Below are 15,630 nucleotides of genomic sequence, written 5' to 3'. Positions count from 1 at the left end.
TCACTCCTGACCAAATCGGTCGACCAAATGCGAATTGACGCCGTCGGCGTCCAAGGTCCGGGCGACGAGGTACCCCGCGCCCATCCAGGCCCGGCGGGTCCACTTGCCAAATGACACGCGCGTCCCGGGCGCACCGGAGGCCGCGGGCATCATCTTCACCCGCTCGATTGCCTCCTTGACACCGCGAGGACTCAACGGATGCGCATCGGCGAAAGCACGCACCAACGTCGAGGCGATATCGTGATTGACCACGGAAACGCAATACTCGGGACGGTTGCCGTACTTGGCCTCGTAGCGGTCGAGGAAGTCCTGGCCGAGCTTGTTCTCCTCGTCGTACTGGTCGACACCGATCCACCCCATGAACGCCTTCCACATCACGGGATTGATCCACGCGTTCTGGAAGGCGGTGGTGGTGAAGCGCGGCGGATCCCAATTGAGGGCTTCGAGGGCCGGGTTGATGAAGACGACGCCAAACCCGAAGCCGAAGTGGACGATCGCCTCGGCCCCTGCCGCATGCAGCGAGGCCACTGCAGCACTGCAGTCCTGCGCCGTCTGAGCGATGGGCGCCTCGGCAACAATCCGAATACCCTTGCGAACACAGGCTTTTCGCATGTTGCTCAAGTACGACTCGCCGATCAGGTTCTGCTCGACCAGGATGCCGACCGTGGTCAATCCCCGCTTTGCCACGAGGTCGGCGATGAAGATGGGCTCATCGGTCATCGAACCCTGCGGGAAGGAGAACGTCCACTCGCCCAACCAGTCGTCGGTCCCGGTGACACTGATCGCCGGCACCTTGAAACGCTCTTCGATCGCCTCGCGCGTCGGAACCACGTTGTCGGTGATGTTGGGCCCGAACACCACAAGGCAACCCTCGTCGACAAGCTCGGCATAAGCGTCGATCACCGCTTTCACGGTGCCCTTGGGAAGACCCTCGACCTCCTTGTAGATCACCTCCACGCGCCGATCCAGAATCCCCTTTTCGAGGGCATCCTCGAAAACGAGGTCTAAGGACTGGACGAACGAATCCAGCAATTCCTTCGGAAAGTCCGCGGCAAGCGTGAAGTCCATCAAATAGCCGACTTTGATCGGCTCCGCCCCGCTGACATACGACATGTGGCCTCCGCTGCACCAAACCTAATATTTGTTCAGACCCTAGCGTCCCCCGCCGCGCAACGTCAATCACTGCCTGTCGCGCGTGGCCCCGCCCAGATAGACATGGATCATCTCGTCGAGCCCGCGACCCACCGTGGGGTCGTCGGTAAGTGGTCCCGCGATCGCGGCTCTCGCCGCATCGCTGATAGACAGCCCTTCGGAGATCAGCTGACCTGCAGCGATGAGCACGCGGGTGGACGCCACCTCGCGCAGTCCCCCGGTCTCCAGTCGGCGGATCGCCTGGGCGAACTTGACCAGCTCGGCCGCAGTCGGCGCATCGACACCCGATTCGTGGACGACGATTGCCTCCTCGACCTCCGGGGCGGGATAACCGAATTCGATGGCGACCATGCGCTGCCGGGTCGAGTCCTTCAAGTCCTTCAGCACACTCTGATAGCCGGGGTTGTATGACACGACGAGGCCGAAGCCCGGTGCCGCGTCGAGGGTGATGCCCAGCCGCTCGATCGGTAGCTGCCGCCGGTGATCGCCCAGCGGGTGCAACACGACGGTCGTATCCTGCCGGGCCTCCACGACCTCGTCCAGATAGCAGATGGCCCCTTCGCGCACAGCACGGGTCAGCGGGCCGTCGACCCAGACCGTTTCATCCCCCCGCAGTAGATACCGGCCCACCAGGTCGGCCGTGGTCAGATCGTCGTGACAGGACACCGTGATCAACTGTCGGCCGAGATCGTGCGCCATCGCCTCCACAAAGCGGGTCTTGCCGCAGCCCGTAGGGCCCTTCAGCACCAGCGAAAGTCCCTGACGGTAGGCCGCCTTGAAGACCGCCTCCTCGTTACCCACCGACTGGTAATACGGGCGCGCCGATTCGGTGTGCGGCCTGGCGCCGTTCTGCTCCGCCAGCCCGGCCTCGTTTGCCATAGTGCCCTTCCGTATCAGCCGCATCGATGCGACCACCCACAGCCTAATCGGAACAGATGTTTGTTTCAAGCATGTGAAGGCTACGGTTTCTCGGTGACCGCATACATTGAATAGTGTTGTTGGGCAATACATTTCCGAGTTCGCGGACGAATCTCACGACACCCGTCTCCGCATCTCGGCGGCGCGCACCGCCGATCTGAACAGCGGACCGACGACACCTGCGAGTTGTTCGGGCCTGCCGATGGTGGCGTGCGCGGAGCTGCCGAAGACCTTCTTCAACGATCGCACGTCGGTGCCCGCTCCCACCGTGAGGCACACGCACCCGATCCCCCGGCGCCGCGCCTCGTTCAGAGCTCGACGCGAGTCCGCGGCGCCGTAGTCACGCTCGTATCCGTGGTCGTAGGCCAGGCCGTCGGACAGCACGACCAACAACCGCCGGGAAGTTCCCCCACGCTTCTCCAGCACCGACGACCCGTGTCGTATCGCCGCTCCCAGTCGCGAATATGCACCCGGCTCAAGGCTGTTGAGTCGTCTGAAGATGCCTGCGTCGAGGTGCTCATCGAACCGTTTGACCGGCACCATGCTCACCGCCGCCCGGCCCTGCGAGTAGTAGGCGTACAACGACACCCGGTCGCCCAGATCGTGCAGTGCGACCGCGAGGTTGGCGACCGCGGTCCGCTGTTGCTGGTGCACAGTGCGTCCGAGTGTCCCCGGTTCGGCGGTCGACCCCGAGATGTCCAGCAGCAGTAGCACCGACAGGTCGCGGCGCCTGCGGAGGCTGTCGAGGTAAACGGCTTCGTCAGGCACCGAACCGGCCATCACCTCGACCCGCGACTCCACAGCCGCGTCGATGTCGATGTCGTCCCCCTGCGGCTGACGGTGCCTGCGGTGCAAGCCCATACCGAGCCGGGCCAGCGGTCGGCGCACCCCGATCGCACTCTCGATGGCCTGCGTCGCGAACGGCTTGATCTTCGGCTCGACTTCGCGCACCGTGCACCAGTCTGGGCGGTAGACGCCGCGGGAGGCGTCCCACTCCGGATACTTCAGCCCGTCTTGCTTGATGTCGGCGGCGTCCTCTCCCGTCGCCACTGCGGTCGAGGACACCGCGTAGACGCCCCGATTGGCCGAATTCGTTCGGTGGGTCGGCGTGTCCGCGCCGGGAGGTCCGCCGCCGTCGCTCCCCGTCTTACGCGCCGACGACAACATCTTCTTCAACAATTTCCCGATGAAGCCGCCGCCACCGACCGGGTTGGTGAACACATCGGGCTCGTCACTGTCGTCGACAGCCTCCTCGTCGAGCGCCTCCAGCTCGCCCTTGGCCTCTTTGCGCGCCACGTGACCGGCCTTCGGGTCGTCGGCCTCGGTGCGCTTGATGGCCGCCGCCAGCTTTTTCGCGCGAATGACACCGAACCCGGTTGGCGGGTCGGAAAGCGGATCCTTGGCGGTCGCAATGCGAAGAGACGATGCCGCTGAATCACTGAGCGATGCGAGCTTGCGATCGGCCAAGGATGTAAGTACGCCGGGCAGCAGATCATTGTTGGCAACCAGCGCCCGGTGTCCCTCGACGGCCAAGTAGCGCTTGGCCAGTTTGGGTCGCCGTATCAGCTGGTCGACGACGTCGGGCGTGAGACTGTCCGCGGCGAGCAACGACGCGTGTACGGCTACCGATTCGAGATTGGCGCGGGCGCGTACGGACGGATCGACGAACACTGTCTGGCCGTCGGTCCACGACGGTTCGCCCGCGCCGCCGGCGGCCACAGCCAGCGGACGGCCCGCAAGTGCGGAGGCCAACATTCCGAGCAGCTGCAAACGCTCGGTGTCGACATCAGCGACCATCGGGCCACCTCCTCACACACCGGCGCAATGTTGACCTAATAATTGTTCCACCGTAGAGTCCGCTTGAAGTGGAGTCAATCAAGCACCAAGTCAGATGAGGTTGTTCGGACACGTGGATTTCTCGTACCCCTGGCCCGATGCCGACTTCGCCGAGGTTTTCTTCAACGACGACTGCAGTGACCAATTGGTAAGAAGTCCGCGATGATCGAGTTCGATGGCAAGGTTGCGATCGTGACCGGAGCGGGACGCGGGCTCGGCCGGCTCTACGCCCTCGACCTGGCGAAGCGGGGCGCCGCGGTGGTGGTCAACGATCTGGGCGGCACCATGGGCGGTCAGGGTGTCGACCCCAGCGTCGCCGACCAGGTGGTCGAGGAGATCACCAACGCCGGTGGCCGGGCGGTCGCATCTTACGACTCGGTCGACAGCCCCGAGGGTGGGCAGACAATCGTCGCCACCGCAGTGGAGACCTTTGGCCGACTCGATGCCGTCGTCAGCAATGCCGGCATCTTCAACAGCATCCCGTTCGACGAGATCTCGCCCGACCGCTGGCGGCAGATGTTGCGAGTGCACCTCGACGGCGGCTTCTATCTGAGCCAGCCCGCGTACAAGGTGATGGCGAAACAGAAGTACGGGCGCTTCGTCTTCATCTCCTCGTCGGCGGGAAATTTCGGCCAGCCGATGGAAGCGCATTACGCTGCCGCTAAAGCCGGCCTTGTTGGACTATCCAACGTCATCGCCATCGAAGGCGCCGCGCACGGCATTCTTTCCAACACCGTTCTTCCGACCGGCTTTTCGCGGATGGTCACCGAGACCGTCGGCGACGAAAAGTTCCTCGCCGAATCAGGGTTCATGCGCGCGATCAGGCCGGAACTCGTGGTGCCCCTCGTAGTCCTCCTTGCCAGCGCCGATTGCGACTTCACCCATCGCAACTACTCGGCATGCGCAGGGCGCTACGCGCGCGTGTTCATGGGACTCGCTGACGGCTGGTTGGCGGACTCAGAAACCGAGCCCACGGCCGACGATGTCCTCGCACACATCAAACAGATTTCGGCGACCGACAAATTCATCGTGCCCGACTCCATCGTCGACGAAGTCCTCGAGGTGTGCGACCGCCGCGGCATCAGCGCAATGCCCGACAACGCCGACGTCTCCTTTCCGGAACCCACAAGGAATTAAGGAGTGCCCGTGAACATGAACGACATGGTTCTCGTCTCCGTGGACAACCACATGGTCGAACCACCCGGCCTGTTCGACAACCACATTCCCGCCAAGTACAAGGACGACGTTCCCAAGCTGATCCAACGCGAAGACGGCACGGACGCTTGGGTTTTCGAAGGTGCGGAGGCCACCAATGTCGGTCTCAACGCCGTCGCCGGCCGTCCTCCCGACGAGTACGGCGCCGAACCGACGAAACTGTCCGAGATCCGCGAAGGCTGCTACAACATCGACGAGCGGATCGGTGACATGAACGCCGACGGGGTGGCGGCAGCGCCGAACCACAAGATTACCCACGGGAATGCCTTGCGGCTGTACAACTTTGATATGTTCAGCCACATTCCGAAGGAGCAGCTGACCGTTGGTGCCCTGCGCGCCCAGGCCACCGACGTCGATCTTGGCGTCCGATCCTCGGAGCGGCTGAAGAAAGAAGGCACCGACACCGTTACCGTGCTCGACCTCGCGTCGAAGATCGCGACGTAGTCGAGGCAGCCGTGGACATCGACCAATTGCTCACCACGACGAGGTCCGCACGCAAGGCGCTAAATCTGGCGGCTCCGGTCGCCCTGGATGAGATCCGCGAATGCTTGCAGATCGCGTTGCACGCGCCGAACGGCTCGAACCAGCAGGCGTGGCGGTGGATGGTCGTCACCGCACCGTCGCTGCGGGCACGAATCGCCGAGATCTACCGCGACACCTACCTGAAAAAGGTAGGCGGTCAGCTGGTTTCCGGCCTGATGCCCGCAGGCACGTCGGAGGCCAAACTGATGTCCTCGACGGAGTTCCTCGTCGAGAACCTGCACCAGGTACCGGTGCTCGTGATCCCTTGTTACGAGCCAAGCTACCCGCGCACCGACGGCGACGAGTCCTTCTACCTGGCAACCCTCTACGGATCGATGTTCCCCGCTGTGTGGAACTTTCAACTCGCGCTGCATTCGCGCGGTTATGGCACGTGTATCACGACGATGCACCTCGAACACGAGCGAGAAGTCGGCGAATTGCTGGGCATTCCCGCGACCTTCGTCCAGGGCTGCCTCCTTCCCGTCGCAAGGTTGCGCACCGGACACGTATTCGCGCCAACGCCTCGTCGCAATCTGGAAGAAGTTATTGCCGTCAACGAATGGGGTTGCCAATGAATGCAGATCTGCAGGAGCGCCTAGCCCGCCTCGAGGCTCGCACCGAGATCCGGGATTGCATCGAACGTTATGCGCGAGGGATGGACCGCCGCGATCGCGAGATCCTCCGGTCTGCGTACCACGACGGGGCTGTCGACGATCACGTCGGCTTCGTCGGTGAGGTGGACGACTTCATCGATTGGGCGTTCGCTTATCACTCGACGCAGACCAGGTACCAGCACTACCTGCTCAACCACACCGCCGACATCGACGGCGACCAGGCGCACGCCGAGACGTACTACCTGTTCGTCGGCACCGACAAGGAGCCTGCGAATCACCTGACGCTGTCTGGCGGTCGATACGTGGACCGGTTGGAGCGAAGGGATGGGCGGTGGGCGATCGTCGACCGCGTCTGTGTGGTCGAGTGGAACGCCGAGTCGACGTCGTTGGTCACCGACGAGGTGATCGCGATGATGGCACCGACGATGAGGGTCGCCACCCATGACAGGTCCGATGCCTCGTACGACCGTCCGCTGGTGGCCGTGCGGCACGCGACACCGGAGTGAGCGCCGACCGTTCCGCGCTCGGTAGGATCAATTCTCAGGTCCGCACCCGCGACGACCGGCGAAGGAGGACTCAGCGATGGCCGACGCCGACGCCGTGAAGCGGAGGTCCGTCCGCGGCCGTCCCGCGAGCGAGAAGGGCCATCGCACCGCCAAGCTCTCTGCCGTCACGGAAGAGCCAACGGTGGATGCCACCAGGCGCACCGAGATCCTGAGAACGGCCGACACTGTCATCGCCACGACGGGACTACGGAGCTCGCTGCAGCAAATCGCCGACGCCGCAGGCATCCTCGCCGGCAGCCTGTATCACCATTTCGAATCCAAGGAAGCGATCCTGGTCGAACTGATCCGGCGTTACCACATCGATCTCGACCGCGTCGGTGATCGCGCCCTCGAACGCATCGATCAGCCCGATCCCCGTCCGGCCTCCGAGCAGATCACGGAACTCGGATGCGAGATCGCTCGCTGCGCGGTGGAACATCGCGCAGCTCTTCAAATGTCGTTCTACGAGGGTCCGAGCACCGACCCGGAGCTCGTCGAATTGGCGAAACGGCCGCCGACGAAAATTCAGGCCGCGATGTTGCAGGCGTTACGCGCCGGCCGCTGGAGCGGATACATCCGAGGAGACATCGACCTCCCCACGCTGGCCGATCGCCTCTGCCAAAGCATGTTGCACGCCGGTCTCGACGTCGTTCGCCACAACGCCTCGGCCACTGAGGTGGCCAGGCTGAAAAGCCGGATCGCCCTGCAAGGACTCGCCGTCGACCCGCCCACCGACACCGAATTGGACAAGTCGAACGCGTTCGCAGTGGCGCAGCAGGTGATCGACAGCTGGGTCGACACCGAGAATGACACGGACCTGAAGGCCGCTCATGTGCGCGCGGTGGCACGGGCCGAATTCGGTCGCCGCGGCTATGAGATGACCACGATCCGCGACATCGCGGCGGCCGCGGGGTTGGGGACGGGCACTGTGTACCGGGTGATCGGTTCGAAGGACGAGCTGTTGATGTCGATCATGCTCGAATTCGGGCACAAGGTCGGCGGCGCATGGACCGACATCGTTCGTTCGGATTCGACCACAGTCGAGAAGCTGGATGCGTTGAGCTGGTTGAACGTCAACGCGCTCGACCAGTTCCCCGACGAGTTCCGAATTCAGTTGGCGTGGTTGCGGCAGACGCCTCCGGACACGTCCACCCCGGCATGGTCGTTCACCACACGAATCCGGCAGATGAAAGCACTCCTTTCCGAGGGCATGCGCGCCGGCGAGATACAGGTGGACAGTCCGACCGCCGACCTGCTCGCCCGGTGCATCATCGGCGAGCAGTGGATTCCGGAGAACATCCTTCAGGAAATCGGGACGCGGAACGCATTGATTCTCGCGCGAGACACGACCCTGCGGGGAATCGCTGTGCGCGACATGTGACCATCCCTTCTCAACCCGTGATCAGCGGCAGTCTCCCCCACCCACGGACACTGGATGTGTGCGCCATCTCCGCGTCGTCAAGGTCGATCTCCCACTCCGGCCACCGCGTCAGCATCTCTTCGAGCGCGACCCGCGCCTGCATCCGCGCCAGCGACGATCCGAGACAGAAGTGCAGTCCCTGACCGAAGGAGAGATGCGATCCGGTGCGGTGGATGTCGAAACTGTCTCCGTCGGGGTACTGCCGCTCGTCCCGGTTGGCTGAACCGTTGAGTAGCAACATGATCGAACCCTCCGCGATCGTCTGCCCGTGCACTTCGGTGTCGCGGGCGACTGTGCGGGCCTGCACCGGCGACGGCGACTCGTAGCGCAGCACTTCCTCGATCGCGCGGGGAATCAGCGAGAAATCCTCGACGAGTTCGCGTCGCTGGTCGGGGTGCTCGGCGAGTAGTTGGCCGATGAAGCCGATCAGCCGAGTGGTCGTTTCGTTGCCCGCGCCAGCGATCATGCTCGTATATGTCAGCACCTCGATGCGCGTCAGCGGTCGCAGCTCACCGTCCTCGACCACCTCCGCGTTGAGCAGTTGCGTCATCACATCGTCGGACGGATGCTCGGCACGCCATTCGATGTAGTCGGCGAACAGTTGGTACGCATTCTCGAAGGTGGCGCTCGACACCGACAGGAAACTACCGTCTTTGAGGCCGATCGACGCATCAGTGTTGTCCCGGATCTGCTGCTGTCCCTCTTCGGGGATGCCAAGCAGGTAGCCGATGGTCCGCATCGGGATGAGCGCCCCGAAGTCGGTGATCAAGTCGAATCGCGAGGCACCTGCCAGCTCATCGAGCGCGCGTACGCAGTACTGACGAGTCAGCGGCTCGATGGCCTCCATCCGGCGCGGCGTGAAAACCCTTGACAGCACACGCCGATGAAGATCATGTAGCGGTGGGTCTTCGAAAAGGATTACGCCGGGCGGCACCTCGACACCACTCATGATGATGTCCATGGTCGTGCCCTTGCCTGACCGGTAGGTATCCCAGTTGTGCAGTTCACGCGCAACATCGTTGTACCGGCTCAGCGCATAGAAGTTGTACTTCTCGTTGTGGTAGAGCGGAGCCTCGTCCCGCATCCGCCGCCAGATCGGGTACGGGTTGTCATCGATGGCGAAGTCGAACGGGTCGTAATAGAGATCGGTGGCGTTCGCGCCGGTCGTCATGTCGGCCTCCTCTTCATTCGAATGCATAGCGCGGCAGGGTGTTCGGCAAGTCGAGCGAGCTCAGCAGCCCTGCCGGCGCTTCGACCACATAGCCGTTCTCAGCGGGGATGTCACAGGCCTACCTCTCGTTCACACCAAACTCGGCACGGACTCTAACCTAAATTTTGTTCCCCTCGCATATAATAGTGATTACTATTCTAAAGCGATCCGACAGTCGTACGCGATAGCTCTCGAGGAGTCGACATGGCAGAAGGTCAGCACCGCGTCGTGGTGTGGGCGACGGGCGGCATCGGATCGATCGCCATCCGCGCGATCCACCAGCGGCCCGACCTCGACCTGGTCGGGGTGTGGGTGCACTCGCAGGAGAAGAACGGCAAGGACGCCGGCGAACTGGCCAACGGCGAGCCGATCGGTCTGCAAGCCACCACCGATGCCGACGCGCTGATCGCGCTCAACCCCGACTGTGTCGTGTACGCGGCCAGCGGTCCCGAACGCGACGCCCTCGCGGTCCCCGACTACGTCCGACTGCTGCGCGCCGGAATCAACGTCGTGACGACGAGCACCACTCGATTGGTGAACCCGCACGCCTACGAGCCGGCCGAGTGGCGCGATCAATTGACCGTCGCCGCGAAAGAAGGCCAGGCGTCGCTGTACGCGTCGGGCATCGAACCCGGATTCGCCGCCGACTACCTGCCACTGGTGCTGACCACGCAGTCGTCGCGGATCGAGAAGATCCACGCGTATGAGATCGGCCTGTACGACGACTACGGCGTGCCCGACATCATGAGCGACGCAATGGGTTTCGGTCGCCCGCTCGACTACCAACCGTGGATCGCTTTTCCCGGTGCCATCGCAGGAGAGTGGCAGGGACAGATACGGATGGTCGCCGAGGCGCTCGGTGTCGAGGTTCAAGAGGTGCGCGAGACGTTCGATCGCGCGGTGACGGATCGGACACTCGAGGTGGCGATGGGCACCGTCGAATCCGGCACCTGCGGCGCATTGCGGATGCAGGCGATCGGCGTGGTCGACGGCCGCGAAGCCATCGTCATCGAACACGTAACCCGGCTGGCGCCCGACGTCGCGCCCGACTGGCCCACGCTGCCAGGCGCGCTCGGCTACCGCGTCGTGATCACCGGCCAACCCGACATTGACTGCACCATGGCGGCCACGGTTCGCGACCGCAAGGCGGCGGGCATCGAGGGCATGACGTCTGGGGCGGGCGCGATGGTTGCCACCGCCATGCGGGTTGTCAACGCCGTGCCGTACGTCGTCGCGGCACCCGCCGGCTTACTCAGCTCGGTCGACCTGCCGTTGACGATCCCGCGGGGCGCGTTCGGCTGACTATTCGGGCAGTCGGAGCTCGGGCTTCTCGACCTCTTCGATGTTCACGTCCTTGAACGTGATGACCCGGACCTGCTTGACGAACCGGGCCGGTCGGTACATGTCCCACACCCAGGCATCGGCCAGCCTCAGCTCGAAGTAGACCTCGCCCTCGGAGTTGCGCGGCACCAACTCGACGCTGTTGGCCAGGTAGAACCGCCGCTCGGTCTCCACGACGTAGCTGAACTGACCGACGATGTCCTTGTATTCGCGGTAGAGCGAGAGCTCCATCTCGGTTTCATACTTCTCGAGATCTTCGGCACTCATCGGCTCAGCTGTCCTTCATATCGGCGACGCCATCGGCTCTTCGCGCAAGCGCTCATCGCAACTTCCAATTCTCCCCTACCCCAATTGGCTCTGCTGCTCGGGTTCGGTCTCCAGGGCGGATTCCGGCACGAGCTCACCCCCGACCGGCACCAGCCGGCGCACGTTGATGAACGAATATCGGTGCTGGCTGCAGGGCCCGAGCTGGGCCAGCGCCGCACTGTGGGCCGGGGTGCTGTAGCCCTTGTGCTCGGCGAACCCGTAGCCCGGATGTTCGGCCTCCATGTTGACCATCAACCGGTCGCGGCTGACCTTCGCAAGCACGCTGGCCGCCGCGATGCACGCCGCGGCCGCATCGCCGCCGACGACGGGAAGCGACGGGACCGGCAGGCCCGGCACCCGAAACCCGTCCGAAAGCACATAACCAGGCCGCACCGACAGACCGGCCACCGCCCGCCGCATGCCCTCGATGTTCGCGACATGCACGCCTCGCCGATCCACCTCGACGGACGGGATGAATACCACGTGATAGGCCAGCGCGTACCGGCGGATCAGCGGAAACAGCCGCTCGCGCTCCTTCTCGTTGAGCTTCTTGGAGTCGTCGAGCGCCGCAAGGCTCTCCAGCCGGTTCGGCCCGAGGACGCATGCCGCGACCACCAGCGGACCGGCGCACGCGCCGCGGCCGACCTCGTCGACGCCCGCCACCGGACCGAGTCCGCCGCGGTACAGCGCGGACTCCAGGGTGCGCAGGCCTGAGGACTTCCGGATCACAGTTCGCGGAGGCCATGTCGCCGGCAAGAGCAGCTCCCCCTGAGCTATTGAGTCTGCGGGTTCACCGCGTGGACTCCACCCCATCGCGACGGGGGCCAGGCGATGAACCGTGCTTTTCCAATCACATTGTCTACCGGCACCGTGCCAGGCGTCGGGTCACCCGTGCAGATCAGTCCCTGCTGCGCCTCGGCGGGCGTATTGCCGCAGTGCGCACGGGAATCCGCTGAGTGGGTGCGGTTGTCGCCCATCACCCAGAGCCGCCCATCGGGCACCTTCACCGGCCCGAACTCCGGACCCAGGCAGGGGTAGATCTTCGGGTCGGCCAACATCGTCGACGGATCCAGATACGGCTCGGTCAGTTTCTTGCCGTCCACCGTGAGCCCGGTGTCGGCGCGACACTGGACAGTCTGTCCGCCCGTCGCGATCACCCGTTTGACCAAGTCGTTCTCGTCGGGCGGCACGAAACCGATGAACGACAGCGTGTTCTGCACGAAGCGCACGGCGGTGTTCTTCGAGCGGATCGACTTGTAGCCGATGTTCCAATTGGGCGGGCCCTTGAACACGATCACGTCGCCGGGCTGCGGTGTGCCGAACCGGTAGGTGAGCTTGTCGACCATGATCCGGTCACCCGTGCAGCCCGTACAGCCGTGCAGCGTGGGCTCCATCGACTCCGACGGGATCAGATAAGGCCGCGCGACGAACGTCAACATCACGTAATAGAGCACCACCGCGATGGTGATCAGCAGCGCCGCTTCGCGCACCGCACCGCGCTTCTTGGGTTCTTCGACCTTTTCGTCGCTGACCGGGTCGGTCGCGTCGTCGGTGACCGAATCGGAGCCTTCGGGCGTTGGGTCGGAAGACGAATCCTGCGGGTCCGTGGAGTCGGTCACCGCATCAGAGTAGCCAGCGCGGTGCTTACCGCCGGGCTCGTCGGTTGCCAAGGATCAGACCTCGTCGATGCGCGAGATCAGCGCTTCTCCTTGATCTTGGCCTTCTTGCCGCGCAGTTCGCGCAGGTAGTACAGCTTTGCGCGGCGCACGTCGCCGCGGGTGACGACGTCGATGTGGTCGATGTTGGGCGAATGCACCGGGAAGGTCCGCTCGACGCCGACGCCATAGCTTTCCTTGCGCACGGTGAAGGTCTCACGGACGCCACCGCCCTGGCGGCGAAGGACGACACCCTTGAAAACCTGGATGCGCTCCTTGGAGCCCTCGATGACCTTGACGTGCACGTTAACGGTGTCGCCGGGGCCGAAGTCCGGGATGTCGTCGCGCAGCGACGTCTGATCGACGAAGTCCAGCGTGTTCATCGGTGACACTTCCTTGTCGTTGGCGACTGCGGGCGCCTACGTCACGATGTGACGGGTAGCCGAGCCGATCTGTTCGGGCGTTCAGGGCGTCTCGCAGCGGGCGGCCTAGGCCCGCGCGGACAACTGCTCAATTGTGCCAGACGTACTTCAATCTCTGAAATCGAGTGAAATCGCCGCCCGACGACGCGAGCCAGACCCTTCCGAAACGCGCTGGCGCTAAGCACGCGACGATGCGAGTCAACCGCTACGCTTGAGGCCACCGACAGGGCGGTTGGCAAACCTGATCCGGGATTGGGAAACGCAAAGGGAGGACCATGCGACGGCCGTCGCCGACACTGGTGAAGGCGACCGCTGCCGTCGCCATCCTGGCGCCCTTGCTGGCCGGCTGCGAAGCCAGGGTCTACGGCGACACCGACGCGCCCGCCGCGCCCCAGCTCACCGTTATCGCCCCGATGGGCACCAGGGCCCCGCTGCCCGAATCCCCGCCCGACGAGCCCGCGGCCACGTTCGCCGGCCTTGACGCCCGGGCCAAACAGGCGACGGCCGACGCCGCGAAGGCCGGTGCAGACGTAACCATCACGGTTCTCGACCGAAACACCGGGCAAATTGTCACCAACGGCAACAACAAACCAATGCCGATCGCCTCGGTGGTCAAGTTGTTCATCGCCGACGACCTGATGCTGCAGGAGGCGAAGGGACAGACCCAGCTGTCACCCGAGGATCGGCAGTCGTTTGACGCCATGCTGCGGTCGTCGGACGACAGCGCTGCGGAGGTCTTCTGGAATCGAAGCGGCGGAAGCGCGATCGTTTCGCGAGTCACCGGGCGGTACGGCTTGGGCGCGACAACCACCCCCTACGACGGTCGCTGGTACAACACGTTGAGCACGACCGGTGACCTCGTCCGGTACTACGACAAGCTGCTCGACGGCACCGGCGGGTTGCCGCAGGAGCGGGCAAACATCATCATGTCCAACCTGGCGGCTTCCACACCGCTGGCGATCGACGGCACCATGCCCGGCGGTGTGTATCCGCAGCGGTTCGGCATCCCCGAGGGGCTGTATTCGGAGCCGGTCGCCGTCAAGCAGGGCTGGTTCTGCTGCTGGAACGGCGGTAATTGGGTGCACCTGTCGACCGGCGTGATCGGACCGGACCGCCGCTACGTCGTGGCCATCGGCTCGATGCAGACCACCGATGCGGACACCGCCCGCGCCACCATCACCCAGGCCGTCAAGACGATGTTCCCTGGCGGCCGGATCTAGCCGCGATTTGTGTGCGTCTTGTTGCGCTCAGCGCTCTGAAACGCACACAAGTCGCCTTAATTGAGCAGGTCGGGGCGGCGCTCCCGCGTGCGTTGCAGCCCTTGTTCGTATCGCCACGACGCGATCTTCGCGTGGTCACCCGACAGCAGTATTTCGGGCACATCGAGTCCACGCCAGCTCGGCGGCCGAGTGTAGCTCGGCCCCTCCAGCAAGCCGTTGGAATGCGAATCGTCTTGGTGTGACGCAGGATTGCCGAGCACGTCGGGCAGCAGACGAACGATCGCCTCGATCATCACCAGCGTGGCTGATTCACCGCCCGGCAACACATAGTCGCCGATCGAGACTTCTTCGACGCGCATCCGGCGGGCCGCGTCGTCGACGACGCGCTGATCGATGCCTTCGTATCGCCCGCATGCGAACACCAAATGCTTCTCGCTGCTCCATCGCTGCGCGTCGGCCTGTCCGAACAGCCGGCCCGCAGGCGTAGGAACGATCAGAAGTGTTTCCTCCGAGCAGATTTCGTCGAGCGCCTCGCCCCACACCGGCGCCTTCATCACCATGCCCGGGCCGCCACCGTACGGCGAATCGTCGACCGATTTGTGGACGTCGTGGGTCCAGCGCCGCAGGTCGTGCACCGCAAGCTCGATGATGCCGGCTTCAATCGCCTTGCCCGGCAACGACTGTCGCAGCGGGTTCAGGTAGTCCGGAAATATCGTGATGACATCGATGTGCATCAGCCCAGCTCCAGCAGGCCGTCTGGCGGGTCGATCACGATCGTCTGGTCGGCGAGCGAGACCGACGTCACGATGGCGCTGACGAACGGCACCAACACCTCGCCCTCGTCGCTGCGTACTGACAGCAATTCGCCTGCGGCGGTGTGCAATACCTCTTCGACCGAGCCGACGACAGTGCCGGTTGCCGTCACGACCTGCAGCCCCTCGAGCTGATGGTCGTAGAACTCATCGGGGTCCTCGATCGGCGGCAGGTCCTGCGAGTCGACGAGAAAAAGCGTGCCCCGCAACGCGTCAGCGGCATTGCGGTCGGCAACGCCTTCCAGCCGCACCAGCAGTCGCCCGCCGTGTTCGCGAACGGAATCGATGACATATCGGCTTTCCGGGCCACCCCGAGATGGCCTGCCCCGCAGGGACGAACCGGGCGTGAACCGGATGTCCGGATCGTCGGTGCGGATCTCGACGACGACTTCGCCGGTGACGCCGTGCGCTTTGGCGACGCGCCCGACTACCAGGTCCATCG

General features: G+C 64.2%; 17 protein-coding genes. 7 read left to right on the top strand and 10 right to left on the bottom strand.

What is annotated here, in order from left to right:
- The 3 genes from J3E61_RS20570 to J3E61_RS20560 form a co-directional block, all read right to left on the bottom strand.
- Positions 1-1,113: an ABC transporter substrate-binding protein gene (locus J3E61_RS20570; protein ID WP_192721202.1), complete on the bottom strand. Its 1,113-nt coding sequence runs from the start codon at positions 1,111-1,113 to the stop codon at positions 1-3.
- Between the two features lie 66 nt (positions 1,114-1,179).
- Entirely contained in the window at positions 1,180-2,031 is an 852-nt protein-coding gene (locus tag J3E61_RS20565) for an AAA family ATPase (RefSeq protein WP_192721203.1), read from the bottom strand.
- 153 nt (positions 2,032-2,184) lie between these two features.
- Positions 2,185-3,867 carry a VWA domain-containing protein gene (locus tag J3E61_RS20560; RefSeq protein WP_210084770.1) on the bottom strand — a complete coding sequence of 561 codons (1,683 nt, stop codon included), beginning with the start codon at positions 3,865-3,867 and terminating at the stop codon, positions 2,185-2,187.
- Positions 3,868-4,068: 201 nt separating this feature from the next.
- Between J3E61_RS20560 and J3E61_RS20555 the strand changes: the two genes are divergently transcribed.
- The 5 genes from J3E61_RS20555 (at position 4,069) to J3E61_RS20535 (ending at position 8,183) form a co-directional block, all read left to right on the top strand.
- Positions 4,069-5,043 carry an SDR family NAD(P)-dependent oxidoreductase gene (locus tag J3E61_RS20555; protein ID WP_210084769.1) on the top strand — a complete coding sequence of 325 codons (975 nt, stop codon included), beginning with the start codon at positions 4,069-4,071 and terminating at the stop codon, positions 5,041-5,043.
- 9 nt (positions 5,044-5,052) lie between these two features.
- Complete coding sequence (locus J3E61_RS20550; RefSeq protein WP_210084768.1) at positions 5,053-5,565, top strand: hypothetical protein; 513 nt, start codon at positions 5,053-5,055, stop codon at positions 5,563-5,565.
- 11 nt (positions 5,566-5,576) lie between these two features.
- Positions 5,577-6,218 (top strand): nitroreductase family protein, encoded by a 642-nt coding sequence (locus J3E61_RS20545; protein ID WP_192721207.1) that lies wholly within the window; start codon positions 5,577-5,579, stop codon positions 6,216-6,218.
- Entirely contained in the window at positions 6,215-6,763 is a 549-nt protein-coding gene (locus J3E61_RS20540) for a nuclear transport factor 2 family protein (RefSeq protein WP_192721208.1), read from the top strand. Before J3E61_RS20545 ends, J3E61_RS20540 begins: the two co-directional genes overlap by 4 nt.
- A 181-nt stretch (positions 6,764-6,944) precedes the next feature.
- On the top strand, positions 6,945-8,183 hold the full coding sequence (locus tag J3E61_RS20535) for a TetR/AcrR family transcriptional regulator (RefSeq protein WP_210085641.1): 1,239 nt from the start codon (positions 6,945-6,947) through the stop codon (positions 8,181-8,183).
- A gap of 10 nt (positions 8,184-8,193) precedes the next feature.
- On the opposite strand, the gene J3E61_RS20530 is transcribed toward J3E61_RS20535, so the two are convergent.
- A complete protein-coding gene (locus tag J3E61_RS20530) occupies positions 8,194-9,393 on the bottom strand; it encodes a cytochrome P450 (RefSeq protein ID WP_192721209.1) in 1,200 nt (399 codons plus the stop codon).
- A gap of 243 nt (positions 9,394-9,636) precedes the next feature.
- Between J3E61_RS20530 and J3E61_RS20525 the strand changes: the two genes are divergently transcribed.
- Positions 9,637-10,734, top strand: coding sequence for a dihydrodipicolinate reductase (locus tag J3E61_RS20525; protein ID WP_210084767.1), 1,098 nt, complete (start codon positions 9,637-9,639; stop codon positions 10,732-10,734).
- On the opposite strand, the gene J3E61_RS20520 is transcribed toward J3E61_RS20525, so the two are convergent.
- The 4 genes from J3E61_RS20520 to rplS form a co-directional block, all read right to left on the bottom strand.
- On the bottom strand, positions 10,735-11,040 hold the full coding sequence (locus J3E61_RS20520) for a DUF2469 domain-containing protein (protein ID WP_015306240.1): 306 nt from the start codon (positions 11,038-11,040) through the stop codon (positions 10,735-10,737).
- 75 nt (positions 11,041-11,115) lie between these two features.
- Positions 11,116-11,835, bottom strand: a complete 720-nt coding sequence (locus tag J3E61_RS20515) for a ribonuclease HII (RefSeq protein ID WP_210084766.1) — start codon at positions 11,833-11,835, stop codon at positions 11,116-11,118.
- Between the two features lie 17 nt (positions 11,836-11,852).
- Positions 11,853-12,749: a signal peptidase I gene (gene lepB / locus J3E61_RS20510; RefSeq protein WP_210084765.1), complete on the bottom strand. Its 897-nt coding sequence runs from the start codon at positions 12,747-12,749 to the stop codon at positions 11,853-11,855.
- 26 nt (positions 12,750-12,775) lie between these two features.
- Positions 12,776-13,117: a 50S ribosomal protein L19 gene (gene rplS, locus J3E61_RS20505; RefSeq protein ID WP_064351209.1), complete on the bottom strand. Its 342-nt coding sequence runs from the start codon at positions 13,115-13,117 to the stop codon at positions 12,776-12,778.
- Between the two features lie 314 nt (positions 13,118-13,431).
- Here rplS and J3E61_RS20500 point away from each other — a divergent pair, with 314 nt between their 5' ends.
- Positions 13,432-14,376 carry a hypothetical protein gene (locus J3E61_RS20500; RefSeq protein ID WP_192721213.1) on the top strand — a complete coding sequence of 315 codons (945 nt, stop codon included), beginning with the start codon at positions 13,432-13,434 and terminating at the stop codon, positions 14,374-14,376.
- Positions 14,377-14,432: 56 nt separating this feature from the next.
- On the opposite strand, the gene trmD is transcribed toward J3E61_RS20500, so the two are convergent.
- Together trmD and rimM are read right to left on the bottom strand one after the other, a co-directional pair.
- Positions 14,433-15,110 (bottom strand): tRNA (guanosine(37)-N1)-methyltransferase TrmD, encoded by a 678-nt coding sequence (gene trmD / locus J3E61_RS20495; protein ID WP_210084764.1) that lies wholly within the window; start codon positions 15,108-15,110, stop codon positions 14,433-14,435.
- The gene (gene rimM / locus J3E61_RS20490; protein ID WP_210084763.1) at positions 15,110-15,628 is read right to left on the bottom strand and encodes a ribosome maturation factor RimM; all 519 of its coding nucleotides are present in this window, start codon (positions 15,626-15,628) and stop codon (positions 15,110-15,112) included. Before rimM ends, trmD begins: the two co-directional genes overlap by 1 nt.
- Positions 15,629-15,630: the final 2 nt, after the last annotated feature.

The organism is Mycobacterium sp. OAE908, assembly GCF_017872775.1.
Classification (GTDB): domain Bacteria; phylum Actinomycetota; class Actinomycetes; order Mycobacteriales; family Mycobacteriaceae; genus Mycobacterium.
Note: the sequence above shows the minus strand (reverse complement) of the source record. Positions and strands in the feature narration are given on the sequence as shown.